We start from the raw sequence: 25,179 nt of genomic DNA on the forward strand, positions 1-25,179 counted from the left end.
CCCCGCCGTGACCTTCACCCCTCCCGTTCTGGCTCATCCGGCGAGGAACTCGTCGGTGTCCGCGGCGATGCGGGTCGCCTGCGTGTGGTGCAGGTAGTGGTCTCCCTCGAGCGCGACGACCTGGCCGCGGACCACGCTCGCGGCCTGGTTCTCGTGCAACTCGAGCCAGCCGCCGGCGTCGGGGTCGGCGTCGTCCTGCGCGACGAAGAGGAGGACGGGAAGGTCCGCCGGGAACGTCCGTCCGCTGACCGACGCGAAGTTGCTCGCGGTGTGGTCCATCTCGTCGAGCAGGGTCGGAGCGGTCGAGTTCTTCGTGGTGAGGAAGCGCATCTGCTCTTTCGTGCCCTCGTCGTACGGCAGCCCCGCGTAGGTGTCGCCGGCGAGAGCGCTCGCCACGCGGAGCACACCGAGGCTGCGAAGCAAGGCCGTCCCGTCGGTCGGCACGGGGTCCTCCGCGCCGGGCTGGTCGGGGACGCTGCTGTCGATCCCGATGAACGCGGTGACCTCGCTCGCGAAGAGTCGGCTGTATTCGAGGGCGTAGACGCCCGAGATCGAGTGCCCCATGAGCGCGTAGCGGTCGATGCCCAACTGGCCCAGCGCCTCGTGCACCTCGCCCGCGATGTTCTCTGCCGTCCGGGGTGAGTCGGTCTGGTCGCTCAGCCCGGAGCCGAACGGCTCGACGGCGACGACGCGATGGGTGTCGTCGAGCTCGGAGACGAGCGGCCCGAAGTCCAGGCCGGGTGCCGCCGTGCCGAGGCCCGGCAGCAGGACGATCGTGTCCGCTCCGGACCCGCTGACGACGACGTTCATCTCTTTCCCGTCGACGGGCACGAGCTCGCCGTACGGCGTGATGGCGGCCAGCTCCGACCTCGTGGCGACCAGGTCGACGATCGACGTCGTCGTCAGCGTCAGGACGGGCACGGCCACGAGGGCGCCGACGGTCCACAGGGTCACCTTCAGGGATGTACGCACGAGGTCCTCTCTCCGGGCGTTCGAGTCGGGTCCGAACGCTCGTCCGGAAGCACACCAGAGGGCGACGTCCTCGAGAAGTGCCGAGGCGTCACCACATCCCGTGACGGATGTCATCGACGGTCCTCTTCTCCCTCGCGGGTCGTCGCTCTCCGTTACTTTCGTGGGGTGATTGACTCCCGTGGCTCTCGTTCCCCCGACGGTCGTGGACGGACGGGTCTCGACCTGACCGGCCGCGATCTGACCCGCAACCCCGACGTCGTGGTCCGTGACGTCGAGGTGACCTCGGACGGGTGGCACGTGCTCCGCCGCACCACCTTCGACGTGAGGGGTCGTGACGGGCGGTGGTCGACCCAGCAGCGCGAGACGTACGACCGCGGCAACGGGGCGACGATCCTCCTGTTCGACCCGCGTCGGGGCACGGTCCTCCTGACTCGGCAGTTCCGGTTCCCCGCCTACGTCAACGACCATCCCGACGGCATGTTGATCGAGACCGCCGCCGGCCTGCTCGACGAGGACGACCCCGAGACCGCGATCCGCCGCGAGGCGCAGGAGGAGACGGGCGTCGAGGTCGGTGACCTGATCCACGTCTTCGACGCCTACATGAGCCCGGGCTCGGTCACCGAGCGGGTGCACTTCTACGCCGCCCCCTACTCTGCGGCGGATCGCACCGGTGACGGGGGTGGTGTCGAGGAGGAAGGGGAGGACATCGAGGTGATCGAGCTGCCGATCCGGGACGCGCTCGACATGATCACCGACGGGCGCATCGTGGACGGCAAGACGATCATGCTGCTCCAGTGGGCCGCCCTGAACCCGGGCCGACTCGCCTTCCCGTCCTGAGCGGGTGGCCGCGGGTGGTCCGGATCACGTCTTCGGGAGCCACTCCCGGATCGTGGCCGCGACCAGATCGAGGTGTGACTCGAGCAGGAAGTGTCCACCGTCGACGAGCTCGACGCGAGCGTCCGGGGCGTCGCGGGTGAAGGCACCCGCACCGGCGGCATCGAAGATCTCGTCGTTGCGGCCCCAGATCGCGAGGACCGGGACGCGGGAGGCGCGGAGCCAGGAGTGCACGGCGGGGTACAGGACGCGGTTGGTGGCGTAGTCGCGGAAGAGTGCCAGTTGGACGTCGTCCTGTCCCGGCCGGGCGAGGAGCGCGAGGTCGTGTTCCCAGGCATCGGGGTCGACGGATGTGGGGTCCGGCACGCCGTGGGTGTACTGCCACTCGACCGCCTCGCGGCCCAGGGCGGGTCGGAGCGCGTCGCGCGTCTCGGACGTCCGTTCGGCGGCGTCGGCCCAGATCGGGTCCCAGAAACTCGGCACGAAGCCTTCTTCGTACGCGTTGCCGTTCTGCGAGACGACAGCGGTGACCGCATGGGGCTCGGCCAGCGCGAGGCGCCACCCGACGGGGGCGCCGTAGTCCTGCACGTAGATCGCGTACCGCGCGACGCCGATGGTCGACAGGAAACGACCGGTCACCCGCGCCAGGGCCTCGAAGGTGTACTCGAACTCGTCGACCGACGGAGCGGAGGAGCGGCCGAAACCGATGTGGTCGGGGGCGATGACGCGGTACCGGTCGGCCAGAGCGGGGATGAGGTGGCGGAACATGTGCGAGCTCGTGGGGTAGCCGTGCAGGAGGACGAGAACGGGCGCGTCGGCGGGGCCGGCATCGCGGTAGAAGACGTCGAGCCCATCGACGGAGGCGGTGCGGTGGTGGACGGTGACCATGTCTAACCCCTTTGGATTGTTTTAGTGGTTATCCCGACGGTAGCATGGTCGAGATGCGCCGGACGGTGCGAGAGAGCAGGGAGACGTGTTTCGCGACGAAGAGCTGCTCCTGGCCGTGCTGAACAGCGCACCGGTGGTCGACGGCGTCCCGACGGACGCCCTCGAGGGCGCGGCAGGGCGAGATCTGGTGCGGACCTGGGGTGGCACGGGCTCATCGGGCGAGGTCGCCCAGCTCAGGCGCGTGCGAGAGGCCCTGCACGCCGTCGTCCGCGGTGGCGACGACGGGGCCGTCGCCGAGCTCGCCGACGTCATGGACCGGACCGTGCAGATCCCGCGGACGACCCGGGACGGCGTCGTCTGGGAACTCCGGGTGCCCGACGACGACCGACTCGCGGTCGCAGCCGTGTCGGCGTGGTCGAGCGTGACCTCGACGCTGCCCGGGCGCCTCCGTGCCTGCGCGAACGACGAGTGCAACCTGTTCCTGGTGGACCACAGCCGTCCCGGCACGGCGAAGTGGTGCTCCATGGCGACCTGCGGCAACCGGATGAAGGCGCGGGCCCACGCACGCCGCGCGAAGGACTGAGCGTGCCTCCTGAGGGCTGCGCGCGTAGCGTCGCCCCGGTGGATGCACCGGCCCTCGGCGCATCCCTCGTTCGAGGGAGCGCGTCGTGAAGGTCGTCATCACGGGATCACGCGGCAAGGTCGGCCGTGCCGCCGTCCGCCGGTTCGTCGAGGCCGGGCACGACGTCCTCGGCGTCGACCTCGTCCGGCCCGTCTTCGACTCGGGCGTCGTCGAACCCGGCCGCTACGTGATGGGCGACCTGACCGACGCGGGGACCGCCTTCTCGGTGGTGGCAGGGGCCGACGTCGTCGTCCACGTCGCGGCCATCCCGCAGCCCACCGCGAACCCGGCCCACGTCGTGTTCCACACCAACCTGATGTCCACCTTCAACCTGGTCGAGGCGGCCGTGCGGTTCGGCGTGCCCCGCTTCGTCAACGTGTCGAGCGAGAGCATCGTGGGCAACTTCTTCCCCGAACGGCCCTTCCTGCCCGACTACGTGCCGGTCGACGAGGAGCACCCCCTCCACCCGCAGGACCCCTACGCCCTCTCGAAGGCGTTCGGCGAACAGCTGATGGACGCCGCCGTCCGCCGCTCCGACCTGCGCGCGATCTCGATCCGTCCGAGCACCGTCCACGACGAGAGCAACTACGAGGCCAACCTCGGCCCCCAGGTGCGCGAAGCGGACCCCGACAGCGCCAACTTCGGCAGCTTCGTCGACGCCGATGACCTCGCCGACGCCCTCCTGCTCGCCGCCGAGTCCGACCTGCCGGGTCACGAGGTCTTCTACATCGCCGCAGCCGACAACGCCGGCGGCCACGACTTCGCCGCCACCCTCCGAGAGCACCACGGCGACCGGATCGAGGTGCGCGAGCTCGACCGGGTCGACGCGTCGGGCATCTCGACCGCCAAGGCGGCCCGCATGCTCGGCTGGAGGGCGAAGCGCTCCTGGCGGGACCACCTCGACACCGAGGGTCACGCCCTGCCGAAGGCCTGACCGCCGACGAGCGTCAGAGCAGCTCCGCCAGCAGCGCGAAGGTGCGGTCGGGTGCCTCGAGCTGCATGTCGTGGTGGACGCCCGGCAGGCGGCGGATCTGCCAGCCGGCCCGCTGGTAGCCCGACACGAGACGCTCGGGGAGGACGGCGGAGGAGTCGTCGGACAGCACGATCACCGAGGGCACCGTGGGCTCCGTCGTCGCGACGGGGTGGAAGGCGACGTCGCGGAACACGCCCACCGCCATGCCCGAGTCGAACCGGGCGTGGGCCTGATCCAAGGAGGCGCGGGTCGCGTCGTCGTACCCGGCGCGCAGTCGCGCGCTCTTCCGCGCCTGGGCGAGGGCCGCGACACCCATCGTCATGGTGGGCGCGGCCCAGAAGAGCCGGCCGGTGAGACCCGACGTCGGCAGGGCGAGGGAGAACCCCGGGTCGAGGTAGATGGCCGTCCGAGGCTGCAGCCGGTCGACGGCACGGACGAGGACCGAGCCACCGAGCGAATGCCCGACGACCCCGTGCAGGCCCCGGGGCAGGGCCGCGGCGACGTCGTCCGCGAACTCGTCGAGCCGGTACGACGACGCCCGGTCGCTCTCACCGTGACCCCGGAGGTCGAGGGTGGTGACCGTGTACGAACCGGTCGCGACGAACCGGTCGACGATCGGCTGCCAGGTCGCACCGTCGGCGCCGAGCCCGTGGACGAGGGCGACGTGACGGTCGCCGTCGCCGGTGGTCGTGACATCCAGGTGCATGACGACCATCCTGCCTGTCACCATGGGGCGTACGCCGACCCGACCGAGCCGACGCACGCACGCACGCACGCACGAGAAGGGCACGATCATGGCCGACACCGGATTCAGCAAAGAAGAGAAGGCCGCCATGAAGCAGCGCGCCGCCGAGCTCCGGGCCGAGGCGAAGCGCCAGAAGTTGGCCGACAAGTCGGCCGCCGAGGCGCAGGACGCCGCGGACGCCATCGCGGCCATGACCGACGTCGAACGACCGATCGCCCAGATGGTGCACGAGGTCGTCGCCGAGCACGCCCCGAACCTCGCCCCCAAGACCTGGTACGGCTTCCCCGCCTACGCCCGTGAGGACGGCAAGGCCGTCGTCTTCTTCCAACCCGGCGCCAAGTTCGGCACGCGCTACTCGACCCTCGGGTTCCAGGACGGTGCCCAGCTGGACGACGGCACCCTCTGGCCGACCTCGTACGCGGTGACCGGCGCCGACGACGCGACCCGCGCCTCCGTCGCCGCCCTCGTCCGGAAGGCCGCCGGACTCTGACGCGTCAGTACGCGTCGGCCGACAGGGCGATCAGCAGGTAGGCGACCGGCCCGGCGAACGCGAGGAGCACCGCCAGGGTGACGGCGGTGATCGGCAGCCCCATCAGGCGCTGTCGGAGCGCGAGGGACAGCACACCGACGACGAGGGTCACGATCGCGAGGACCCAGCACAGCACCGACGCCACCGTCGCGACGCCGAAGGCGTGGATGCCGTACGCCGCCGCCTCGCCGCGGTAGGAGTGGATCATCGGCTGGAGGACGACGAAGGGGACGACCCCGGTGACGACCGCGAGCACCACCGAGGTGATCGGCAGGACGAGACGGGCGGGGTGAGGTGGCCGACGGCGAACCGGAGCCGGCGGGGGCGCCGGAGGTGCGGGTGGTGCGACGGGAGGCCGACTCATGCCGCCACCCTAGGCGGACCGATCGGTCGATGCCGCCGTGACCGTGACCCTCGGCCCGGCGCTATGATCGTCCCCACAACACACGGGAGTCCGGTGAGCCGGGCTGAGAGGAAGCGAACCACGCTTCGACCGTCGAACCTGATCTGGGTCATGCCAGCGCAGGGAGGAGAAGAACAGATGTCCACGTCCACGCCCGAAAACCGTTCCACGGCGGCTCGCGACAGCTCGACCGGCTTCACGCCGAAGGCCCGCACCACCCCCACCCGGCGCTGGCGCGTCGTCGACATCGTGATCGCCAGCGTCATCGGCGTCGCCGCCGGCGTCGTGTTCTGGGCCTGGGGCCTGGCCTACACGCCCATCGACAGCGTCCTGAGCTTCTCGGGCGGCTTCGAGGGCATCCTCAACGGCGGCTGGCTCTTCGCCGGCGTGCTCGGCGGCATCGTCATCCGGAAGCCCGGCGCCGCCGTCTACACCGAGGTCGTCGCGGCGGTCGTCTCGATGTTGATCGGCACCCAGTGGGGCTTCTCGGTGCTCATCTGGGGCATCGTCCAGGGCCTGGGCGCCGAGATCGTGCTCGCGGTCTTCCTCTACAAGTCGTGGCGGATCGGCACGGTGCTGCTCGCCGGTGCCGTCGCCGGCCTCGCCGTCGGCCTGATGGACACGAGCTTCGCCTCGGCGGCCGCCTACGCCGCCGGGTCGAAGACGATCTACGTCGTGACCTCGGTCGTCTCGGGCACCGTCCTCGCCGGTCTGCTCTCGTGGCTCGCCGCCCGCGGCCTCGCCCGCACGGGCGCGCTCTCGCGGTTCGCCTCGGGACGCTCGGCGGACGCCCGGGCCTAGGCGCGCCTCCTCGTGGTCCTTCCCGTGAGCAGGGCGAGCGGCGGACGGTGGGCGCCGGAGGACGGTGCCCGCGTCACCGCCCGGGGCTGGGGGTGGCGGCACGCCGGTCGTCGCCGGCCCGCCGTCTCGCAGCTCGACCTCGACGTCGCCCCCGGTGAGCGCGTCCTGCTGCTCGGCGCGTCCGGCGCGGGCAAGTCGACGTTGCTCGCCGGTCTCGCCGGGGTGCTGGGCGGCGACGACGAGGGCGACGAGGCCGGCGACCTGCTCGTCGACGGCCGCGCCCCCGCCGAGCAGCGCGGACGGATCGGCCTCGTCCTGCAGGACCCCGACTCGCAGGTCGTCCTCGCCCGGGTGGGCGACGACGTCGCGTTCGGGTGCGAGAACCTGGGCGTGCCCCGCGACGAGATCTGGCGCCGCGTCGGCCACGCCCTCGACGCCGTCGGGCTCGACCTGCCGCTGTCCGCGTCGACCTCTGAGCTGAGCGGCGGCCAGAAGCAACGGCTCGCGCTCGCCGGGGCCCTCGCCATGCGGCCGGGCCTGCTGCTCCTCGACGAGCCCACGGCCAACCTCGACCCCCGAGGGGTCGTCGAGGTGCGCGACGCCGTGGCCCGCGTCGTCGCCGACACCGGGGCGACGCTCGTCGTCGTCGAGCACCGGGTGTCGGTCTGGCTGCCCGTCGTCGACCGGGTCGTCGTGCTCGACGCGGGCGGGGGAGTCCTGGCCGACGGCCGACCCGACGACGTGCTCCGCGCCGAACGCGACCGCCTCGTCGACGCGGGGGTGTGGGTCCCCGGTGCCGCGCCTCCTGCGCCCGTCCGGTCGCGCACGACCGGTGAGCTGCTGCTGACGGCCGGGGGCCTCGACGTGGGGCACAAGGGGCCCAAGGGCCGCGCGGTCGCCGGGGGCATCGACCTCACCGTCACCGAGGGGCGTGCCCTCGCGGTGACCGGCACGAACGGCTCGGGCAAGTCGACGCTCGCCCTCACCGTCGCCGGGCTGCTCGCCCCCGTCGCGGGCGCCCTCGAGGCCACGCCGTCGTTCGCCGACGGTGCCGGCCCGTCTCCGATCCGCTGGAAGCCCCGGCAGCTGCTCACCCGGGTCGGCACGGTCTTCCAGGACCCGGAGCACCAGTTCCTGACGGCGACCGTCCGCCGCGAGCTGGCGGTGGGTCCGGAGGCGCTGGGCGCGTCCCCGAGAGAGGTCGCGTCGCGCGTCGACCACCTCCTCGACCGGCTGCGGCTCGACCATCTCGCCGGCGCGAACCCCTTCACGCTCTCGGGTGGTGAGAAACGCCGACTCTCGGTCGCGACCGTGCTCGCCTCACGCCCGTCGATGCTCGTGCTCGACGAACCGACCTTCGGGCAGGACGCCCGCACCTGGCGAGAACTCGTGGCCCTTCTCGCCGAGCTACTCGACGAGGGCCGGGCGGTCGTCGCCGTGACCCACGACGCCGAGTTCGCGTCGACCCTCGCCGACGACGTGCTCGACCTCAGTGCCCACGCTCGCCGCACCGACCCCGCCGAGGTGCACCGATGAGCGTCCTCACCCCGGTCGTGGCGACCGGGGTGGTCGGGCGCGTCAACCCGGTCGCCAAGCTGCTCGCCGCCGTCGTGCTCGCGATCACCCTGCTGCTCTCGATCGACTGGGTCTCGGCCGGCACCGCGCTGCTGCTCGAGGCCCTGCTGCTGCCCTTCGCCGGTCTGTCCGCCCGGCAGCTGCTCGCCCGCACGGCACCGCTCTGGATCGCCGCCCCGACGTCGGTCGTCGCCATCGCCCTCTACGGACGCGACGGCGGGGCGTCCGTGGTCGAGTGGGGGTTCCTCTCGGTGACCGAGGGGTCGCTGGCCCTCGCCGGGGCGATCGGCCTGCGCATCCTCGCCGTCGGCGTGCCCGGCATCGTGCTGTTCGCGACGACCGACCCGACCGACCTCGCCGACGGTCTCGGTCAGGTGTTGCGACTGCCGGCACGCTTCGTGTTGGGGGGCCTCGCCGGGCTGCGTCTGGTCGGGCTGTTCATGGACGACTGGCGGCAGCTCGCCCTGGCCCGTCGCGCCCGGGGCGTCGCGGACTCGGGCGGGCCGGTCGGGGCGCTGAGGCGGTTCGGGCAGCAGGCCTTCTCGCTGCTCGTGCTGTCGGTCCGACGCGGCAGCAAGCTCGCCACCGCCATGGAGGCCAAGGGCTTCGGCGGCGACGCCCCGCGCACCTGGGCTCGTCCGTCGTCGTTCGGGCTGCGAGACGGCGTGCTCGTCGCCCTCGGCGTCGTCATCGCCGCCACCTCGGTGACCGCGGCCGTCCTGGCCGGCACGTGGGAGTTCGTCCTTGCCTGAGCGGGTCGTCGTCGACGACGCCGTCGGGGCCCTGCTCCGCCGAGCCGAGGAGGCGCGGGTCGGGTCGCGTCGCGTGGTCCTGTTGATCGACGGCCGCTCGGGCTCGGGCAAGACCACGCTCGGCCGTGCGGTGGCCGCCGCGTGGCCCGTCGACCGGCTCGGACCCGTGCGCCTGGTGCACCTCGACGACGTCTACCCGGGCTGGCACGGGCTCGAGGCGGCGTCCCGCGCGGTCGAGACGTCCATCTTGTCGCCGGTCGACCCGGGATGGCGGCGGTGGGACTGGGAGCACGACCGCGCGGCGGCATGGGAGGTGCTCGACCCGGCCGTCTCGCTGATCGTCGAAGGGGCCGGGGCCTTGACCCGCGCCTCCTCGGCGCTGGCCGACGTCCGCGTGTGGCTGGAGCTCGACGCCGACACCCGTCGGCGACGGGCCCTCGACCGCGACGGTGCCGCCTTCGAGCCGTGGTGGGACGTCTGGGCTGCCCAGGAGGATCGGCACCTCGACCGGTGGTCGCCGACGGGCCTCGCCGACCTGGTCGTCGAGGCGCGGTAGCGCCCGGGCGTCAGAGCACCTGCCGAGCGCGCAGCAGGTCGCCCAGCACGGGCGAGACGGCGAGCGCGAAGGCCGTCGTGAGGTGCACGCGGTCCTCTTTCACGGGGACGGTGCCGACGAACGCCGGACAGAGGTCGCTCACGCAGGTCAACACCCGCAGGTCGACGAACGTCCCGCCGACCGCGTCGAGGACCTCGCGGTCGGCCGCCGCCCGGTCGAGCCACGTGCGGGACGTCCGCGAGATGCAGTCGACCGGGCTGCCGCCTCGCCGGAAGCACGACGCGATGTCGGCGTCGTCCGGTGGCGGGGTCAGGACCACGACCGACCCGGCGGCGGCGGCCGCGCGTCGAGCGTGGGCGCCGAACCCCTCGGACCATCGATCGGGTGTGATCGTGCCCGCTCCGTCCTCGGAGAGCGTCTGATAGGAGTTGGTCACGAGGACGACGTCGGGGCGCGTGTCGTCGATCAGGGCGAGGGTCTCGTCGTTGTGCGCGCGACAGGACTCGAGGATGCCGGCGACGTCGTTCTGGACGCGGATGTCGACGAACGGGCACGCGAACTTGGCCCGGTTGATCAGCGTGAATCCGCCGTCGGTCGACTCGGCGAGGGGGACGAGTGCATCGAGGTGGTGCATGGCCGTCGAGTCCCCGACGAGCAGGACCGTGGTGGTCGCGGTGGGGGAGGACCACGTGCAGTCGTCGGGCGTCCGCCCCTGGGCCTCGGCGTCCCCGCAGGCGAGGTGGGGGCTGCCGGGTCGCGTCCGGTCGAGGACGGACTCGATGCCGGGGTCGAGGTCGGGCCACGAGGTGGCCGAGAGGGCTCGTCCCACCTCGGCGGACCACTCGTCGAGTGCCGGCAGGTCGAGGTCGTCGGTGCCACCGGCCCCACCGGCGTCGCCGTCACCGTCGTCGACCCCGTCGTCGGGGCGTCCGTCGGCCGACGCGGCGGGCAGGACGGGCGGGGCGGCCGTGGGCCGCACGGCATCGACGGCCAGGGCGGTGGCCGTGACGGCGGCCACCGCGAGGAGCGCGACCCCGCCGCGCCGGTACGTCGACCGATGGTCTCGTCGCCATCGTCGCCAGGCGCGTCCGGGTGTTCCCGGCTCGAGGAGGGGGGAGGCGATGAACGGTCGCTCGACGAGGTGGTACGTCAAGGCCGACAGGACGAGTGTGGCGACGAAGACGGTCGGCCAGAGCCTGGCCGGATCGTCGCCCAGCAACGAGGTGCCGACCACGAGCACGACGAAGTGCCACAGGTAGATCGAGTACGAGAGGTCCCCGACGATCGTCACCGGTCGGCTGGCGAGGGGCCCGAGCCACGGTGTGCCGACGCAGCCCGTTCCCGAGGCGAGGACGAGCAGCGTGGCCGCCACGGGCAGCAGGGCTCCGGGAGCCGGGAACGGAACGGTGCTCGTCGTGACCCAGGCCGAGGCCACGACGCCGACGAGGCCGGTCCACGCCAGGGCCGGACGGAGGACGACGGGGAGCCGGGTCATCGTGGGGGCCGCCGTCGCGAGGAGCGCTCCGAGGGCGAGCTCCCATGCGCGGGTCAGGCTCGAGAAGTAGGCGACGGTCGGCGATGCCGTGGACTGCTGCCAGGCCCAGGCGAGCGATGCCACCACGAGCACCAGCAGCAGCGTCCCCAGGGCCACCCTCGGGACGGCCGGGCCGGGCCGTCGCCGGGCGACGGCGACGGCGGCGACGACCACGAGGGGCCAGACGAGGTAGAACTGCTCCTCGACCGCCAGGGACCAGTAGTGCTGGAAGGGCGACTCGGGGCCCTGGGCCGCGAAGTAGTCGGTGCCGGTGGCCGCGAAGTGCCAGTTGGCCAGGGACGCGGCGGACCACAGGGCGTCCACCGCGGCCGAGGTCCCCCGGGCCGGGCCGACGGCGGACCAGGTGACGAGCGTCCCCACCAGGAGGACCAGGACGCTCGCCGGCACGATGCGGCGGACGCGGCGTCGCCAGAAGTCGGCGAGGGAGACCCGCCCGTGCCGGTCGGCCTCGCGCAGCAGCAGCCCCGTGATCAGGAACCCCGACACGACGAAGAACACGTCGACCCCGACGAATCCACCGGCGGGCCGACCCGTGACGTGTTCGACGACGACCATCGCGACGGCGAGGGCCCTGAGCGCCTGGACGTCGAGACGGTGAGCGCGGGCACGGGCGGGGCGGCGCGGCGCGATGTTCTTGTCGATGGTGTGCACCCGATCTTCTGACGACATGTGGTGAGGCATATATTACCCACGCTCGTGTACCCTGGCGCCATGACCGATCCCCTCGCCGAGAATCCGACCCGTTCGCGTCGCGGATTCCTGTTGGTCGGCGCAGCGGGCATCGCCGCGGCCGGTGCCGCGGCGGTCGCTCCCGCCGTCCGACCGGCTCGTGCCGCCGACGGGCCCTCCGCCGACGCGCCTCCCACCGACGGGGCCGGTGCGGCACCGGCAGCCGGTGTCGCGGCATCGGACGATCGCACGGGAGTCGACGTCCGTGACCACGGCGCGGTCGGCGACGGTCGGACCGACGACACCGCCGCGTTCGCCGGGGCCGTCGAGGCGGCCAGGGCGGTCAGGGGGCGTGTGCTCGTACCGGCCGGCACGTACGTCGTCGACTCGGTGACGGTGCCGCTGCTGGTGTCGATCCGGGGCACGGGGGCCGACGTCAGTCGGTACGGGGCCTCCACCGACGGCGGTGTCACCATCCGGCACCTCGCCCGATCGACGAAGCCGATGTTCGTCGTCGACGGCAACGGCGTCACCCTCGAGGGGCTGACCCTCCAGGGCAACGGCTCGACGGCACCCCTCGTGCAGGTCGTCAACGGTTTCGAGTCCCGTTTCGACCGGGTGCAGTTGGCCGGCGTGACCGGCACGGCACTGCTCGTCGAGCGGGTCAACAACAATCTCTGGTCGGACCTCTTCGTCAACAACTGCGGGTCGGCCGACGCGGCCGCGGTCGTCGTCCGGTCCCCGGCCTCGGGTGGGTCGAACACGAACACGTTCACCTGCGTGAACCTCCACATCGAGGGCAGCGCGAACGTCGCGCTCGATCTCGCCTGGGGTTCGACCGCCGAGTACTTCGTCGAGTTCATCCGGCTGATCGCCCCGCACATCGAGACGCTGCAGCGGGCGGGCTCGGGCACCGACGCGACCGTGCGCATCGGCAACGTCCGGCAGGTCGAGTTCGTCGCCCCGACGATCTACGGCGGGCCGGGACCGTTGATCGAGCACGACGAGAGACGACGTCGGGGCGTCGACCTCGACGGGGGCATCCGATTGCTCGGCGGTGCCCTGCTGGGGGCCGACCCCGCCCAGGTCGGTGCGTCGAGCGTGCTCGTGCGGCTCACCAAGGGCGACGACTTCGCCCTGGTGGGCACCCGTCTCGGTCGCTTCACCCAGGCAGGGGTCGAGTTGGGGGCGGGGTACGGCTCGCGGTTCGCCGTCGATCCGACGACGCGGATCGCCACGACCGGCTCGGCCGTCGACGTCGTCGACCGACGAGAGGTCGAGGCTCGGCCGCTCTGGGCCTGGGGTGGCGACCTCGCGGTCGGGCGTCGGTTGCTGGGTGCCCTCGGCGGCCCCTCGCCGGTGGCGTCGGCCATGGGGCGGAACGGCGACGGCGCACCGGCTCCCACCCTGGCGGGTTCCGATCTGAGGGGAACGGTCGGCTTCGGTTCGGGTCGGGCCCGTCGTCCCGGAACGCAGGTGCGGGTCCGGTATTCGAAGCCCTTCGCCACGGCGCCGGTGGTCTCCATCTGTCCGGCCTCGAACGCGGCGGCGTCGGCCCAGTTCTTCGTCGTCTCGCGTCCCGACGCCTTCGACGTCGAAATGGTCGGCGACCTCGCGGACGGGCTTCCGGCCGACGCCTACCGGTTCACGTATCAGATCATCGGGTGACGGCGGCCCCCGTCAGGCCCAGCCGAGTTCGTGCAGTTGGTCGTCGTCGATGCCATAGAAGTGGGCGATCTCGTGGACGAGCGTGACGTGGATCTCGTCGGCGAGCTGGTCGAGGTCGTCCACGGCGGCGAGGTGCGGTTCGCGGTAGACGATGATCCGGTCGGGTAGCTCGCCGAAGCCGTACTGGCCACGTTCGGTGAGGGCGACGCCGTCGTACAGGCCGAGCAGGTCGAGCGTGCCGTCCTCGGGGCGGTCCTCCGTGACGAACACGACGTTGTCGAGCCCGTCGACCATGTCGTCCGGCAGCAGGTCGAGTTGGTCGACGACCATCGCGTCGAACGCCTCGGCGCTCACCTCCGACGGGTCGATCCCGGTCGCGTGTCGTTCGTCGGCATCCAGCGCGTCGTCGCCGTTCTCGGGGAAGTCGTCCACTCGCTCACTCTCGCACGCCCACACGGCCTGTCGCTGGGCGCTTCTCCGAGCCCCCTGCCGCGACGAGCGCAGCGAAGTCCTGACCCTCGACGTCGTGGATGCGCTCGCGCATCCGCGACCAGAAGGCCCTGGAGCCCGAAAAATCCCCTGCCCATCGGAGGGCAGGGGATTTTATTCGGGTGAGTAACGGGGCTTGAACCCGCGGCCTCCTAGACCACAACCAGGCGCTCTACCAGCTGAGCTATACCCACCATGCGCGACTGCCGAGGCGATCGCAACGAGAAGACTCTACTACAAGCGGGGGGCCCATTCGTCCACGACGGCCTTCGAGATCGCCTGGACGTCGTCGGTGGTGGGGCCGGGGTCGGCGACGAAGCCGGCGCGACGGTAGTACTCGAGTTCGCGGATGGATTCGAGGATGTCGGCGAGGGCGCGGTGGCCGCCGTGCTTCTGGGGGGCGTTGAAGTACACGCGGGGGAACCAGCGGCGGGCGAGCTCTTTGATGGAGGACACGTCGACGCTGCGGTAGTGCAGGTGGCCGTCGACGCGGGGCATGTACTTCGCGAGGAAGGCCCGGTCGGTGCCGATGGTGTTGCCGGCGAGGGGGGCGTGCTGCTCGGTGGGGACGTACTTGAGGATGTACTCCAGCACCTCGAACTCGGCCTCGGCGAGGCTGACGCCGTTCGGGATCTCGTCGATGAGCCCCGACGAGCGGTGCATCTCGGTGACGAACTCACCCATGTTGTCGAGGGCGGACTGATCGGGTTTGATGACGATCGTGAAGCCCGGGTGCACGGGCGTCAGGTCGAAGTCCGTGACGACCACGGCCACCTCGACCAGTTCGTCGACCGAGAGGTCGAGCCCGGTCATCTCGCAGTCGATCCAGACCAGTCGGTCGTTGCTCGTAGCCATTGGGCGAGTCTAGTCCGGTGCCCTTCCGGCACCGCGCCTCCTGCGGTGGTCGGGTGCAGGAGGCGCGGTGGCGGTGGATCAGATCGCCTCGCCGGCTCCGATGGCCTCGGCTTCGACGCGAGCCGGTTCGGGGCCGTCGTCGACCCGGCGCAGGGCGCCGCGCGCGGCCACCACGACGACGAAGGCGACGGCGACGCTCGCGGCGGCGAACACGTAGGCGGCGCTCGGGGCGATCGTGTCGGCGAGCAGGGTCGCCACGGGCGGGGCCACGGCGCCGCCGAGGAAGCGCACGCCCGAGTAGGCGCTGGACGCGACCGAGCGGGGCAGGTCGGTGGCCTCCATGACGGACTCGGTCAGCACCGTGTTGAGCACACCGAGCACGAGGCCGCCGACCACCACGCAGACCACGAGGGCGGCCGGCGTCCGGACGACGACCGCGGCGGCGACGAGGTCGAGCGCGAGCAGGGGGAGGGCGATGCGCAGCACGGTCGTCCGACGCAGGCGTGCGGTCAGCAGCGGGGCGACCCAGACCGAGGTGATCGCGAGGCCGACGCCCCAGCCGAAGAAGGTGAAGCCGATGCCGAGCGCGCCGAAGCCGAGCGGGTAGGGCGTGTAGGCGAGCAGGACGAAGAAGCCGATGTTGTAGAAGAGCGCCGTCGCGGCGAGGGCACCGAGCGCCGGGTTGCCCAGGGCGCGGAACGGTGCCGACAGCGCCGTCGGCGTGGGTTTCTCCGTGGCGCCGCCCTTCAGGAACAGCACGATCGCGATGAAGGCGATCGCCATCAGCGTGGTGACGCCGAAGAACGGCCCGCGCCAGCTGACCGAGCCGAGCAACCCGCCGATCAGCGGGCCGATGGCGATGCCGAGACCGAGGGCCGCCTCGTAGAGGATGATCGCCGAGGCCGTGCCGCCGGACGCCGCGCCGACGATGGTCGCGAGGGCGGTCGAGATGAACAGGGCGTTGCCGAGCCCCCAGCCGGCGCGGAAGCCGATGATCGACCACACGTCGCCGCTGGTGGCGGCGAGCAGGGCGAAGACGACGATCAGGGCGAGCCCGATCAGCAGGGTGCGCTTGGCGCCGAGTCGGCTCGACACCCAGCTGGTGAAGAACATCGCGACGCCCGTGACGGCGAGGTAGCTGGTGAAGAGCAGCTCGGTCTGCGTCGGACTGGCCTTCAGCGACTCCGCGATGGCGGGGAGGATCGGGTCGACGAGGCCGATGCCCATGAAGGCGACGACGCAGGCGAAGGCGATGGCCCACACGGCGGTCGGCTGCTTCAGGATGCTCGGCTTCGGTTCGGGCGTGGTGCGGGCGGAGGCAGAGGCAGGCGCGCTCACGCGAACACCGCCTCGGCGGCGTCGGAGCGGACGTCGGCACGGGTGCCGACCCGCGAGGCCAACAGGCGGGTGGCGTGCTCGAGCACGGCCCACTCGTCGTCGTCGAGGTCGGCGAAGAGGCCGCCGAGCGAGTCGGCGAGTTGCCCCCGCCACTCGGTGAGCGCCGCCGTGCCCTTGTCGGTGATGGCGATGAGCCAGGCCCGGGAGTCGTCGGTGTCGGCGATGCGCTTGACGAGCTCGTCCTCGGCGAGGCCCCGGAGGAGCTTGGTCATGGTGGGCTGCGACACGCGGCTGGCCCGGGCGAGGTCGCCGACACGGAGTTCGCCGTCGGTCGTCAGGATCGAGAGCGTCCGCCAGACGGCGGGCGAGGTGGTGCGGCCGGTCTCCTGCGCGGCGATGCGCGTCAGGCGATGGGTCGACGTCAGGAGTGATTCCAGGATGTCTGTCGGCTGTGAAGTCATCCGTCGAGTGTATAGCCAAGCTATATAGCTTGGCTATGTTTTTCGGACCGGCGAAGCTGGGCGCCGACTCCGCGCCTCCTGGTAGACCTGTGGTCATGACAGACAGCAAGCCCACCGTGGCCGAGGGTTCCGAGTACGTCGTCTTCTTCGACGGCGGTCCGAGCGACGGCTCCACCGACACCCGCATCAGCACCGACGGCTCGTACGACGAGCAGATCACCGACTTCGTGTTGATCGACGGCATGGAGACCGGCATCGTCTACACCGCGACCGAGGCGAAGATGGTCGGCGAGCAACTGCAGGTGCACTACTCGCTCGACGCGAAGGACAGCGACCCCGTCGACGACCCCGAAGACCGCAACGACGACCGCGACAACTGACGTCGGCGCCTCCGGCCGCGACGACGCACGAGACCGCAGGAGGCGCGGGGGAAGTTTCCCCCGCGCCTCCTCGTTGTCCCCGGCATGATGCTCGAGCTGTACACGTCCGCCTTCTGCGGGCCCTGCCATGCGGCCAGGGCGGTCGTGGCCGAGGCGAGGGGACTCGTGCCCTCCCTCGTCGTCGACGAGGCCGACGTCGCCGCCCGGCCCGAGGCTGCCGAGCGGCGTGACGTCCGCAGCACGCCGACCATCGTGATCACCCGGGACGACGGCGAGGTCGTGTTCCGCTCGCCGGGAGTGCCGACGTTGGACCGCCTGCTCGGGGCCCTGTCCCTCGCGATCTGATCGCGGCGCCCCGTCATGGAAGGCTCATAGGATCTCCGCAGCGTCGCCATCGACCGGTGCGAGGCCGCTGATGGCGTGGCGACCGATCGTGGTCCCATGCCTGACACCGACATCCTGCGTCTCGACATCGTGGTGCCCGTCTTCGACGAGGCCGCCACCCTCGAGGCCAGCATCACGAGCCTCCATGACCATCTGACCCGCCACGTCACCGAGACCTGGCGCATCACCGTGGCCGACAACGCCAGCACCGACGGCACGCCGGCCCTCGCCGACGACCTCGCCCGACGCCTGCGGTGCGTGACCGCCGTCCACCTCGCCGAGAAGGGCCGAGGTCGTGCCCTCAAGCAGGTCTGGGCGGCCTCGCCCGCCGACGTGCTGGTCTACCTCGACGAAGACCTCTCCACCGACCTCTCGGCGCTCGGCCCGCTGGTGGCACCGCTGCTCTCCGGCCACTCCGACCTCGCGATCGGCACCCGGCTCAGCCGATCGTCGCGGGTCGTTCGCGGCGGCACGCGGGAATTCGTCTCGCGCAGCTACAACTTCCTGCTGCGTCGCACGATGGGGGTCGGGTTCAGCGACGCCCAGTGCGGCTTCAAGGCGATCCGGCGCGAGGCCGCCGAGCGACTGCTGCCCCTCGTCGAGGACACCGGGTGGTTCTTCGACACCGAACTGCTGATCCTCGCCGAGCGCTCGGGCCTGCGCATCCACGAGGTGCCGGTCGACTGGGTCGACGACCCCGACAGCTCGGTCGACATCGTCTCCACGGCCGCCGCCGACCTCAAGGGGATGCTGCGCGTGGGCACGGGCATCGCCCGGGGCGCGATCCCGGTCCAGGCGGTGTACGACGCGATCGGGAGGCGTCCGTTCGAGCCGCCCGCGCCTCCGACGTTCTTCTCGCAGGTCGTGCGGTTCGGCGTCGTCGGGGTCGCCTCGACCGCCGCGTACGCGCTGCTCTACCTCGTCGCGCAGCAGGTGATGCCGGCCCAGGCGGCGAATTTCGTGTCGTTGCTCGTCACGGCCGTGGTCAACACGGCCGCCAACCGGCGGTTCACGTTCGGGGTACGGGGGGCGTCGGGCGTGGCGCGACACCAACTGCAAGGGCTGATGGTCTTCGTGCTCGCCTGGGTGCTGACCTCGGGGTCGCTCGTCGTGCTGCACGCCGCGGCTCCCGCGGCCGGCGCGCAAGCCGAGCTGCTGGTCTTGACGGCCGCGAACCTCGTCGCGACCGTCCTGCGCTTCGTGCTCTTGCGCGTCTGGGTGTTCCGGTCGGAGGCGACGCACGTGACGCCGGGACCGGCCGACGAGCGGGGCGGTGTCGCCGACCCCGTGTCCGACCTCGCGACCCGCGTCGCCGCCGTGGCCGGCGACGACGACGTCACGGTGGTCGGTCGATGAGCGCCGGGACCACGCCGGTGCCGCTGACCGATCGAGGCGCGCCGTCCGGGTCGGCCGGCCCGCGCCTCCGTTCGCTCGCCCGTCGCCTGGTGCGCGGGCGTGAGGACGCGGCACGGTGGGAGCGACCGGCGTTCCTCGCGCTGCTGGTCGCCACGGGGGCCTTCTACCTGGTGAACCTGTCGGCGAACGGCTGGGCGAACTCGTTCTACTCGGCCGCGGTGCAGGCCGGTTCGCAGAACTGGGAGGCGTTCCTCTTCGGTTCGTCCGACGCCGCCAACTCGATCACGGTCGACAAGCCGCCCGCGAGCCTGTGGGTCATGGCGTTGTCGGTCCGGGTGTTCGGTCTGTCGTCGTTCAGCATCCTGCTGCCCGAGGCGCTGATGGGCGTCGCGACCGTCGGACTCGTCTGGGCCACGGTGCGGCGGCACTTCTCGGGCGTCGCCGCGTTCGTCGCCGGTGGAGTCCTCGCCCTGACCCCGGTCGCCGTGTTGATGTTCCGCTTCAACAACCCCGACGCGCTGCTCGTGCTGCTGCTGACCCTCGCCACGTACCTGACGCTGCGCGGCGTCGAGACGGGCCGCGTCCGCTGGGTCGTCTGGGCCGGCGTGGCGATCGGCTTCGGCTTCCTGACCAAGCAACTGCAGGCGTTCGTCATCCTGCCCGTGCTGGCCGGGGTGTACCTCGTCGCGGCGCCCGTCCTGCTGCGCCGGCGGGTGCTGCACCTGCTGGCCGCGCTCGGTGCGGTCGTGGTGTCGGCCGGCTGGTGGGTCGCCCTCGTCGAGCTGGTGCCCGCGAGAATGCGGCCGTACGTCGGTGGCTCGCAGACCAACTCGTTCCTCGAGTTGACCTTCGGCTACAACGGCCTCGGACGGCTCACGGGTGACGAGACCGGCAGCGTGACGGGCGGGGGCGGCGGCACCGGCGCTGCCACGACGGGCATGTGGGGCGAGACCGGCATCACCCGGCTCTTCACGGGCGAGTTCGGTGGCCAGATCACCTGGTTGCTTCCCGCCGCCCTCGTGATCGGCGTCTCGGCACTCGTGCTGCTCGGCTGGCGACACCGGACCTCGGCCCGTCGGGCGACCCTGTTGCTGTTCGGTGGCTGGACGGTGCTGACCGCCCTCGTCTTCAGCTTCATGTCGGGCATCTTCCACGCGTACTACACGGTGGCGCTCGCCCCGGCCGTCGCGGTCACCCTCGGGGCTGCGGCCGACGTGTTGTGGCGACGACGGACCCGGTTGTGGGTCCGGATCGTGCTGGCCGCGTCGGCTCTGCTCACGGGCGTCTGGGCCTGGGTGCTGCTCGGTCGGGCGGAGTCCTGGCAGCCGTGGCTCCGGTACGTCGTCGTCGCGCTCGTCGTCGTGGGCGCCGTGCTCGTGCTGCTGCCGCGACGGGGCCGGACGCTCACGGCGGCGACCCTCGCCGTGCTGCTCACGGGCGGCCTGCTGGCTCCGGCGGCCTACTCGGTCGAGACCGTGTCGACGGCCCACACCGGTTCGATCGTCACGGCCGGCCCGACCGTGTCGGGTGGCACGGGCGGGTTCGGCGGTGGTGGCGCAGGCGGCGCCGGTGGCTTCGGCGGTCGCGGTGGAGCCGCTGGTGGCGGGCCCGGTGGCGCGGCTGGCGGAACGCCCCCGCAGCTGCCGGGCGGCACCGGCGGGGGAGCGGGCACCGGCACCGGCACCGGAGCGGGAACCGCGGGAGGCGCGGGTACGGCCACGCGCGGACTCCCCGGTGGCGGGGGCGGAGCCGGCTCGCTGCTCGGCTCGGGTTCGATCAGCGACGAGCTCGCCGCCGTGGTCGGCGCGGACTCGGACAGCTACACCTGGGTCGCCGCGGCCGTCGGGTCGAACAGCGCGGCGGGCTACCAGCTCGCGACCGGCGACCCGGTCATGGCGGTCGGCGGGTTCAACGGCAGCGACCCGTCACCGACCCTGGCGCAGTTCGAGCAGTACGTCGCCGACGGGCAGATCCATTGGTTCGTCGGGGGGACCGTCGGGCAGTCGAACGGCGGCAGCTCGTCCTCGAGCGAGATCGCGGCCTGGGTCGAGGCGAACTTCTCCTCGATCGAGGTCGACGGGGTCACGCTGTACGACTTGACCAGCCCGCTGGGCTGACCGGCGCCGTGCCCGACCCGGCTCGCCGGGCCGGGCACGGTATCGTGGACGGGTTCGCCCCCGTAGCTCAGCGGATAGAGCAGGAGCCTTCTAATCTCTTGGTCGCAGGTTCGATTCCTGCCGGGGGCACCACGCAGCACCCCACCCCCCACACGACGACGCGCCCCCGACCGAGGTCGGGGGCGCGCTGTCGTCCAGGTGGTCAGTCGTCCGCGCGTTCGGGTGCCGTGCGGCGGCGGACCTGGCTCGCACTGACCGGCTGCTCGTAGCGCTCGTCGTCCATCGGGTCGTCACGCGTGTCGTCGTGGGAGGCGTCACCCGACGTGACGGCGGGTGCCTCGGGCGCGGACACCGGCGACGGTCCGGTCAGCGGGGCGGGAGCCGCGGGTGCCCGGTAGGCCTCGTCGCCACCCCGGACCGGGGCATCGTCGAGGGCCGCGGGGCGGAGCGTCGCCGAGGGGGCGGCACCCGTGGGCGCGGAGGCCTCGGTGCGTCGCTGCTCGGTCGCCGACGCGGCGCGCTGCTCGGCCTCCCAGGCTTTCTGCTTCGCGGCCGTGTCTCGGTCGACGTCGGCCTCTTCGTACTTCCAGCGGGCGAGATCGTCGCGGAAGAGCTTCTTGGCCCGGCCGGGGCGGTTCTGCCACTCGACGAGGCGGTCGCGGAGTTCACCGAGCGTCTGCTCGGACTGGAAGCTGAAGGACGCCGAGTTGCGCTTGATCTCGGCCAGTTCGTGAGCCGCCCAGTCGGCGGCGAGGGTGCTGCCGGTCGCGGGCAACAGCCGCAGGCGGACGTCGGCTTCGTGGCCGAGGTGATCGGCGTAGGCACGCTCCTCGACCCCGAGCGAGCTGTGGACGGCACCCTTGCGGGCCGCCGAGACGAGGGCCGCGACGGCCGCCGCTTTCGCCTCGTCCTCGTGCGACGACACGACTCGCCGCGTGCTCGCCCGGCCGATGAGGGCTGCGACGACGCCGGCCACGACGATGGCGACGAAGGGGATCACCGCATCGGTGACGACACGCCACCCGTTGTCCGAAGAGAGCCATTCGACGAGATCGTTCCACCACTGCATGGGGCGAACACTACAGCCGAGGTCGAAGGTTGCACGGCTGCGACATGCTGTCGAGTCCGCCGTCGGGGAGGCCGTCACGGTGCCCGGGCGGAGGCATCGGGATCAGGCGAACCGGAAGCAGTCGGTGGCGTCGTCGCGACTCCAGAACTCACCGATCTCGACGAAGCGACGCTGACGGGGCAGGAACCGCTTGGCGCGGTAGCGATCGCCCTGCGGGTCGTCGAAGCGCTCGACGTAGCCCACGATCTCACCGCCGGGTCGGGTCACCCGAGCGAGGTCGTCGTGCACCTGGACGAGGTGCAGGCCGCCCCGGGTCGAGCGCAGGGAGGGCAGGGGAACGCCTGCGTGAGCGTGCGGGGCAGACGGGACGATCGCGTGGTCGAGGGTGCTGCTGGTCATGAGGTGCTCCTGAGGTCATCCGGCCGATGCTGTCGAGAACACCCTTGACGCTAGGGGTGACCACCGACATCGACCTCGGGCACCTCGGACACCTCGGAGGGCGCGGTGCCCCGTCGGCACCGCGCCGTCCGGTCAGCGGCCCGTGCCGTCGACCGCCAGCGGCTCGATCGCCGCGAGCTCGTCCTCGGTCAGCTCGGCACCGTCGAGGGCGTCGAGGCTGTCGTCCAGCTGGGCCACCGACGAGGCACCGATGAGGGCGCTGGTCACGGCGGGTTGACGCAGCACCCAGGTGAGCGAGAGCTGCGCGAGCGACTGGCCCCGCGCCTCCGCGATCTCGTTCAGGCCGCGGACGCGCGAGAGGTAGGTCTCGTCGAGGGCGTCCTCGGAGAACCACCGGCCCTCGGCCGCGCGCGAGCCCGCGGGAGCACTGCCCGAGAGGTAGCGGTTCGTCAGGAGGCCCCCGGCCAGGGGCGAGAACACGATCGAGCCGACGCCCCGGGTCAGCAGGGTGTCGAAGAGCCCTCGCTCGGGCCGGCGGTCGAACATGTTGTACCGCGGCTGGTGGATCAGCAGCGGCATGCCCTCTGCCGCCAGGGCGTCGATCGCGGCCTCGGTCTGCGCCGGGTCGTAGTTGGAGATGCCGGCGTAGAGCGCCTTGCCCTGCCGGACGGCCGTCGCGAGCGCCCCCATCGTCTCGTCGATCGGGGTCTCGGGGTCGGGGCGGTGCGAGTAGAAGATGTCGACGTGGTCCATGCCGAGCCGCCCGAGGCTGGCCTCGAGCGAGTTGAGCAGGTACTTGCGCGACCCCCCGTCGCCGTACGGCCCGGGGGTCATGTCGTAACCCGCCTTGGACGACACCACGATCTCGTCGCGGTAGGGGCGCAGGTTCGCCGCGGCGATGCGGCCGAACTGTTCTTCGGCCGAGCCGTAGGGCGGGCCGTAGTTGTTCGCCAGGTCGAAGTGGGTGACCCCGCGGTCGAACGCGCGGAGCACGATGTCGCGCTGGGTCTCGAGTCCGCGGTCGGAACCGAAGTTGTTCCAGAAGCCCAGCGAGATGCGGGGCAGCTTGAGCCCGCTGCGGCCCGTGCGGACGTAGTCGAGTCGTGAGTACCGTGCGTCGTCGGCGACGTAGGGCGTGAAGGGTGATCTCATGCGGTCAGCCTAGGGCGGGGCCTCGAGTCGGGAGTAGGTTCACGGGCATGACGACATTCGTTCTCGCCGGCGGTTGCTTCTGGTGCCTCGACGCGGTCTACCGCACCCTCGACGGCGTCACCGGGGTGGTCTCGGGCTACACCGGCGGAGACACCGTGGAGCCGAGCTACGACGACGTGTGCACCGGCCGGACGGGGCACGCCGAGGCCGTCGCGGTCACCTTCGACCCCGAGAAGATCCCCGCCGACGTCGTCCTCGACGTCTTCTTCACCCTGCACGACCCGCGTCAGCTGAACCGGCAGGGCGCGGACGTCGGCACCCAGTACCGTTCGGCGATGTTCTCCGCCGACGACGAGCAGGCGGTGCTCTTCCGGGCGGCCCGCGACCGCGCCTCCGAGGCCTGGGACGGCGGTGTCGTCACGACCATCGAGCCGCTGCCCACCTGGTACGACGCCGAGGAGCACCACCAGGACTTCTTCGCCAAGAACCCCGGCCAGGGCTACTGCACGGCCGTCGCTCTGCCGAAGGTCACCAAGATCCGCAAGTCGTACGCGAAGTACGTGCTCGCCTCGTAGACGGGCCGCGCCGACCGGCGCGACCGACCGAGAGAAGAGGAAAGGGGCGCTCGACGATGAGTGACCAGAACACCTTGCACCGACAGACCTGGGTGGCCGTGGGCCCGGCAGGCGCGGTCGGCACCATCCTGCGGAGCGACGGCGACTTCACCGTGCGCCTCTCCGCGAAGGGGACCGACGGCGGCGTCTATCCGACCCTGGCCGTGGCCAAGAGCGCCCTGTTCGCGGCGTTGGGCCCGGGAGCCGAGTACCCCGAGTTCCACGAGCACTGAGGCGTCCGCGGACGACCTCGCGTCGCGTCGTCCCCCGAGCGGCCCCCGCCGTCCTTCTCCACAAGGAGGCGCGGGTGCCGTCCCGGGGGAGTCCCGCCTTCGCGAGACTCCCGTCATGACAGACACCATCACCCTCACAGGGATCATCGCGACCGACCCCCGGGCCCTCGTGACGCAGTCAGGCCTCTCCATCTCGAGCTTCCGGCTCGCCTCGTCGCAACGCCGCTACGACCGCGTCAAGGGCGAGTGGGTGGACGGCGAGACGAACTGGTACACCGTCACGGCCTTCCGCCAGCTCGCCGACAACGTGCTCGCCAGTCTCCGCAAGGGGCAGCGGGTCGTCGTCACCGGGCGGGTCCGCATCCGCTCGTGGGAGTCCGGTGAACGCAGCGGCATGACGGTCGAGGTCGACGCCGACGCGATCGGTCACGACCTCGTCTGGGGAAGGTCGACGTTCGAACGACGGGTCGCGTCCGCCCCGGCCGTCGGACCGGTGGCGCCGACTGCCGCGGGTGGTGACGACCCGGCCGCGACCTCCGGCCTGGACGGGGTGGCACCCCGGACGGAGGGCGACGGTGGGGTCGGTCGCGGAGGTCCCTCGGACGGTTCCGCCTCGGATGCGTCCTCGTCGGACCCCGACCGGGTGGCGGTCCCGGACGAGGGTGCGGACTGGGGTGCTCCACCGGCCATCGGTGCCGACGAGGCGCCGGCCCCGTTCTGAGCTCCGGAGCGCCCCGTGCTCCCGGCCCGCGGGTCGGCACGCCGTAGACTCGACACGGCTCGCCGACCC

At 71.9% G+C, this 25,179-nt stretch carries 28 protein-coding genes, 2 tRNA genes and 1 riboswitch; of the genes, 17 read left to right on the forward strand and 13 right to left on the reverse strand.

Translation table 11 applies throughout. The annotated features are described in order from the left end of the window. Positions 1-33 precede the first annotated feature (33 nt). The gene (locus ASE87_RS06220; protein WP_056226942.1) at positions 34-972 is read right to left on the reverse strand and encodes an alpha/beta fold hydrolase; all 939 of its coding nucleotides are present in this window, start codon (positions 970-972) and stop codon (positions 34-36) included. 165 nt (positions 973-1,137) lie between these two features. On the opposite strand from ASE87_RS06220, the gene ASE87_RS06225 reads away from it, so the two are divergent. Beyond that, positions 1,138-1,809: an NUDIX domain-containing protein gene (locus ASE87_RS06225; RefSeq protein WP_200925448.1), complete on the forward strand. Its 672-nt coding sequence runs from the start codon at positions 1,138-1,140 to the stop codon at positions 1,807-1,809. 24 nt (positions 1,810-1,833) lie between these two features. Here ASE87_RS06225 and ASE87_RS06230 read toward each other — a convergent pair whose 3' ends face one another. Then, entirely contained in the window at positions 1,834-2,694 is an 861-nt protein-coding gene (locus tag ASE87_RS06230) for an alpha/beta fold hydrolase (protein WP_056226944.1), read from the reverse strand. An 85-nt stretch (positions 2,695-2,779) separates the two neighbouring features. Here ASE87_RS06230 and ASE87_RS06235 point away from each other — a divergent pair, with 85 nt between their 5' ends. Together ASE87_RS06235 and ASE87_RS06240 are read left to right on the forward strand one after the other, a co-directional pair. Continuing rightward, a complete protein-coding gene (locus ASE87_RS06235; protein ID WP_056226946.1) occupies positions 2,780-3,277 on the forward strand; it encodes a CGNR zinc finger domain-containing protein in 498 nt (165 codons plus the stop codon). An 85-nt stretch (positions 3,278-3,362) separates the two neighbouring features. Next, positions 3,363-4,250, forward strand: coding sequence for an NAD(P)-dependent oxidoreductase (locus ASE87_RS06240; protein WP_056226948.1), 888 nt, complete (start codon positions 3,363-3,365; stop codon positions 4,248-4,250). Between the two features lie 13 nt (positions 4,251-4,263). Here ASE87_RS06240 and ASE87_RS06245 read toward each other — a convergent pair whose 3' ends face one another. After that, positions 4,264-4,995: an alpha/beta fold hydrolase gene (locus tag ASE87_RS06245; RefSeq protein WP_056227165.1), complete on the reverse strand. Its 732-nt coding sequence runs from the start codon at positions 4,993-4,995 to the stop codon at positions 4,264-4,266. 88 nt (positions 4,996-5,083) lie between these two features. Here ASE87_RS06245 and ASE87_RS06250 point away from each other — a divergent pair, with 88 nt between their 5' ends. Beyond that, on the forward strand, positions 5,084-5,524 hold the full coding sequence (locus tag ASE87_RS06250; RefSeq protein WP_043597108.1) for a hypothetical protein: 441 nt from the start codon (positions 5,084-5,086) through the stop codon (positions 5,522-5,524). A 4-nt stretch (positions 5,525-5,528) separates the two neighbouring features. On the opposite strand, the gene ASE87_RS06255 is transcribed toward ASE87_RS06250, so the two are convergent. After that, positions 5,529-5,927 carry a hypothetical protein gene (locus ASE87_RS06255; RefSeq protein ID WP_137848104.1) on the reverse strand — a complete coding sequence of 133 codons (399 nt, stop codon included), beginning with the start codon at positions 5,925-5,927 and terminating at the stop codon, positions 5,529-5,531. A gap of 73 nt (positions 5,928-6,000) precedes the next feature. Next, a riboswitch (TPP riboswitch) is annotated at positions 6,001-6,109 on the forward strand. On the opposite strand from ASE87_RS06255, the gene ASE87_RS06260 reads away from it, so the two are divergent. From ASE87_RS06260 to ASE87_RS06275, 4 genes are all read left to right on the forward strand, one after another. Further along, a complete protein-coding gene (locus ASE87_RS06260; RefSeq protein ID WP_056226952.1) occupies positions 6,105-6,767 on the forward strand; it encodes an ECF transporter S component in 663 nt (220 codons plus the stop codon). Its footprint overlaps the riboswitch before it by 5 nt. Before the next feature lie 24 nt (positions 6,768-6,791). Then, positions 6,792-8,303 (forward strand): ABC transporter ATP-binding protein, encoded by a 1,512-nt coding sequence (locus tag ASE87_RS06265; RefSeq protein WP_056226954.1) that lies wholly within the window; start codon positions 6,792-6,794, stop codon positions 8,301-8,303. Next, positions 8,300-9,094 (forward strand): energy-coupling factor transporter transmembrane protein EcfT, encoded by a 795-nt coding sequence (locus ASE87_RS06270; RefSeq protein ID WP_056226955.1) that lies wholly within the window; start codon positions 8,300-8,302, stop codon positions 9,092-9,094. The genes ASE87_RS06265 and ASE87_RS06270 overlap by 4 nt, the downstream gene beginning before the upstream one ends. Next, on the forward strand, positions 9,087-9,650 hold the full coding sequence (locus ASE87_RS06275; protein WP_235472224.1) for an ATP-binding protein: 564 nt from the start codon (positions 9,087-9,089) through the stop codon (positions 9,648-9,650). Before ASE87_RS06270 ends, ASE87_RS06275 begins: the two co-directional genes overlap by 8 nt. Positions 9,651-9,660: 10 nt before the next feature. On the opposite strand, the gene ASE87_RS06280 is transcribed toward ASE87_RS06275, so the two are convergent. Next, on the reverse strand, positions 9,661-11,874 hold the full coding sequence (locus tag ASE87_RS06280) for an acyltransferase family protein (RefSeq protein WP_162235865.1): 2,214 nt from the start codon (positions 11,872-11,874) through the stop codon (positions 9,661-9,663). A 42-nt stretch (positions 11,875-11,916) separates the two neighbouring features. Between ASE87_RS06280 and ASE87_RS16475 the strand changes: the two genes are divergently transcribed. Continuing rightward, positions 11,917-13,542, forward strand: coding sequence for a glycosyl hydrolase family 28-related protein (locus tag ASE87_RS16475; RefSeq protein WP_200925449.1), 1,626 nt, complete (start codon positions 11,917-11,919; stop codon positions 13,540-13,542). 12 nt (positions 13,543-13,554) lie between these two features. Here ASE87_RS16475 and ASE87_RS06290 read toward each other — a convergent pair whose 3' ends face one another. The 5 genes from ASE87_RS06290 to ASE87_RS06310 all read right to left on the reverse strand — a co-directional run bounded on the left by ASE87_RS06290 (position 13,555) and on the right by ASE87_RS06310 (position 16,685). After that, entirely contained in the window at positions 13,555-13,872 is a 318-nt protein-coding gene (locus tag ASE87_RS06290; RefSeq protein WP_056227168.1) for a metallopeptidase family protein, read from the reverse strand. Between the two features lie 280 nt (positions 13,873-14,152). After that, positions 14,153-14,225 (reverse strand) — tRNA-His (locus ASE87_RS06295). A gap of 40 nt (positions 14,226-14,265) precedes the next feature. Next, on the reverse strand, positions 14,266-14,886 hold the full coding sequence (gene orn, locus ASE87_RS06300; protein ID WP_043596986.1) for an oligoribonuclease: 621 nt from the start codon (positions 14,884-14,886) through the stop codon (positions 14,266-14,268). A 78-nt stretch (positions 14,887-14,964) separates the two neighbouring features. Then, positions 14,965-16,224, reverse strand: a complete 1,260-nt coding sequence (locus tag ASE87_RS06305; RefSeq protein WP_056226958.1) for an MFS transporter — start codon at positions 16,222-16,224, stop codon at positions 14,965-14,967. Continuing rightward, complete coding sequence (locus ASE87_RS06310; RefSeq protein ID WP_056226959.1) at positions 16,221-16,685, reverse strand: MarR family winged helix-turn-helix transcriptional regulator; 465 nt, start codon at positions 16,683-16,685, stop codon at positions 16,221-16,223. The genes ASE87_RS06305 and ASE87_RS06310 overlap by 4 nt, the downstream gene beginning before the upstream one ends. A 95-nt stretch (positions 16,686-16,780) precedes the next feature. Here ASE87_RS06310 and ASE87_RS06315 point away from each other — a divergent pair, with 95 nt between their 5' ends. The 5 genes from ASE87_RS06315 to ASE87_RS06335 all read left to right on the forward strand — a co-directional run bounded on the left by ASE87_RS06315 (position 16,781) and on the right by ASE87_RS06335 (position 21,054). After that, positions 16,781-17,065, forward strand: coding sequence for a hypothetical protein (locus tag ASE87_RS06315; protein WP_043597121.1), 285 nt, complete (start codon positions 16,781-16,783; stop codon positions 17,063-17,065). An 87-nt stretch (positions 17,066-17,152) separates the two neighbouring features. Continuing rightward, positions 17,153-17,410, forward strand: a complete 258-nt coding sequence (locus ASE87_RS06320; RefSeq protein WP_235472236.1) for a thioredoxin domain-containing protein — start codon at positions 17,153-17,155, stop codon at positions 17,408-17,410. A gap of 96 nt (positions 17,411-17,506) precedes the next feature. Then, positions 17,507-18,805 (forward strand): bifunctional glycosyltransferase family 2/GtrA family protein, encoded by a 1,299-nt coding sequence (locus ASE87_RS06325; RefSeq protein ID WP_056227173.1) that lies wholly within the window; start codon positions 17,507-17,509, stop codon positions 18,803-18,805. After that, positions 18,802-20,922: a glycosyltransferase family 39 protein gene (locus ASE87_RS06330; RefSeq protein WP_082452428.1), complete on the forward strand. Its 2,121-nt coding sequence runs from the start codon at positions 18,802-18,804 to the stop codon at positions 20,920-20,922. The genes ASE87_RS06325 and ASE87_RS06330 overlap by 4 nt, the downstream gene beginning before the upstream one ends. Positions 20,923-20,978: 56 nt before the next feature. Beyond that, positions 20,979-21,054, forward strand: a tRNA-Arg gene (locus ASE87_RS06335). 70 nt (positions 21,055-21,124) lie between these two features. On the opposite strand, the gene ASE87_RS06340 is transcribed toward ASE87_RS06335, so the two are convergent. The 3 genes from ASE87_RS06340 to ASE87_RS06350 all read right to left on the reverse strand — a co-directional run bounded on the left by ASE87_RS06340 (position 21,125) and on the right by ASE87_RS06350 (position 23,542). Further along, positions 21,125-21,991: a hypothetical protein gene (locus ASE87_RS06340; protein WP_056226961.1), complete on the reverse strand. Its 867-nt coding sequence runs from the start codon at positions 21,989-21,991 to the stop codon at positions 21,125-21,127. Positions 21,992-22,093: 102 nt separating this feature from the next. After that, positions 22,094-22,390: a hypothetical protein gene (locus tag ASE87_RS06345; RefSeq protein ID WP_231567179.1), complete on the reverse strand. Its 297-nt coding sequence runs from the start codon at positions 22,388-22,390 to the stop codon at positions 22,094-22,096. Positions 22,391-22,522: 132 nt separating this feature from the next. Next, complete coding sequence (locus ASE87_RS06350; protein WP_056226962.1) at positions 22,523-23,542, reverse strand: aldo/keto reductase; 1,020 nt, start codon at positions 23,540-23,542, stop codon at positions 22,523-22,525. A 47-nt stretch (positions 23,543-23,589) separates the two neighbouring features. Here ASE87_RS06350 and msrA point away from each other — a divergent pair, with 47 nt between their 5' ends. From msrA to ASE87_RS06365, 3 genes are all read left to right on the forward strand, one after another. After that, on the forward strand, positions 23,590-24,117 hold the full coding sequence (gene msrA, locus ASE87_RS06355) for a peptide-methionine (S)-S-oxide reductase MsrA (RefSeq protein WP_056226963.1): 528 nt from the start codon (positions 23,590-23,592) through the stop codon (positions 24,115-24,117). Positions 24,118-24,173: 56 nt separating this feature from the next. Continuing rightward, positions 24,174-24,389 carry a hypothetical protein gene (locus ASE87_RS06360; protein WP_043596997.1) on the forward strand — a complete coding sequence of 72 codons (216 nt, stop codon included), beginning with the start codon at positions 24,174-24,176 and terminating at the stop codon, positions 24,387-24,389. Between the two features lie 115 nt (positions 24,390-24,504). Further along, the gene (locus tag ASE87_RS06365; RefSeq protein ID WP_056226964.1) at positions 24,505-25,110 is read left to right on the forward strand and encodes a single-stranded DNA-binding protein; all 606 of its coding nucleotides are present in this window, start codon (positions 24,505-24,507) and stop codon (positions 25,108-25,110) included. Positions 25,111-25,179: the final 69 nt, after the last annotated feature.

It is taken from the genome of Frigoribacterium sp. Leaf44 (assembly GCF_001421865.1).
Taxonomy (GTDB): Bacteria; Actinomycetota; Actinomycetes; order Actinomycetales; family Microbacteriaceae; genus Frigoribacterium.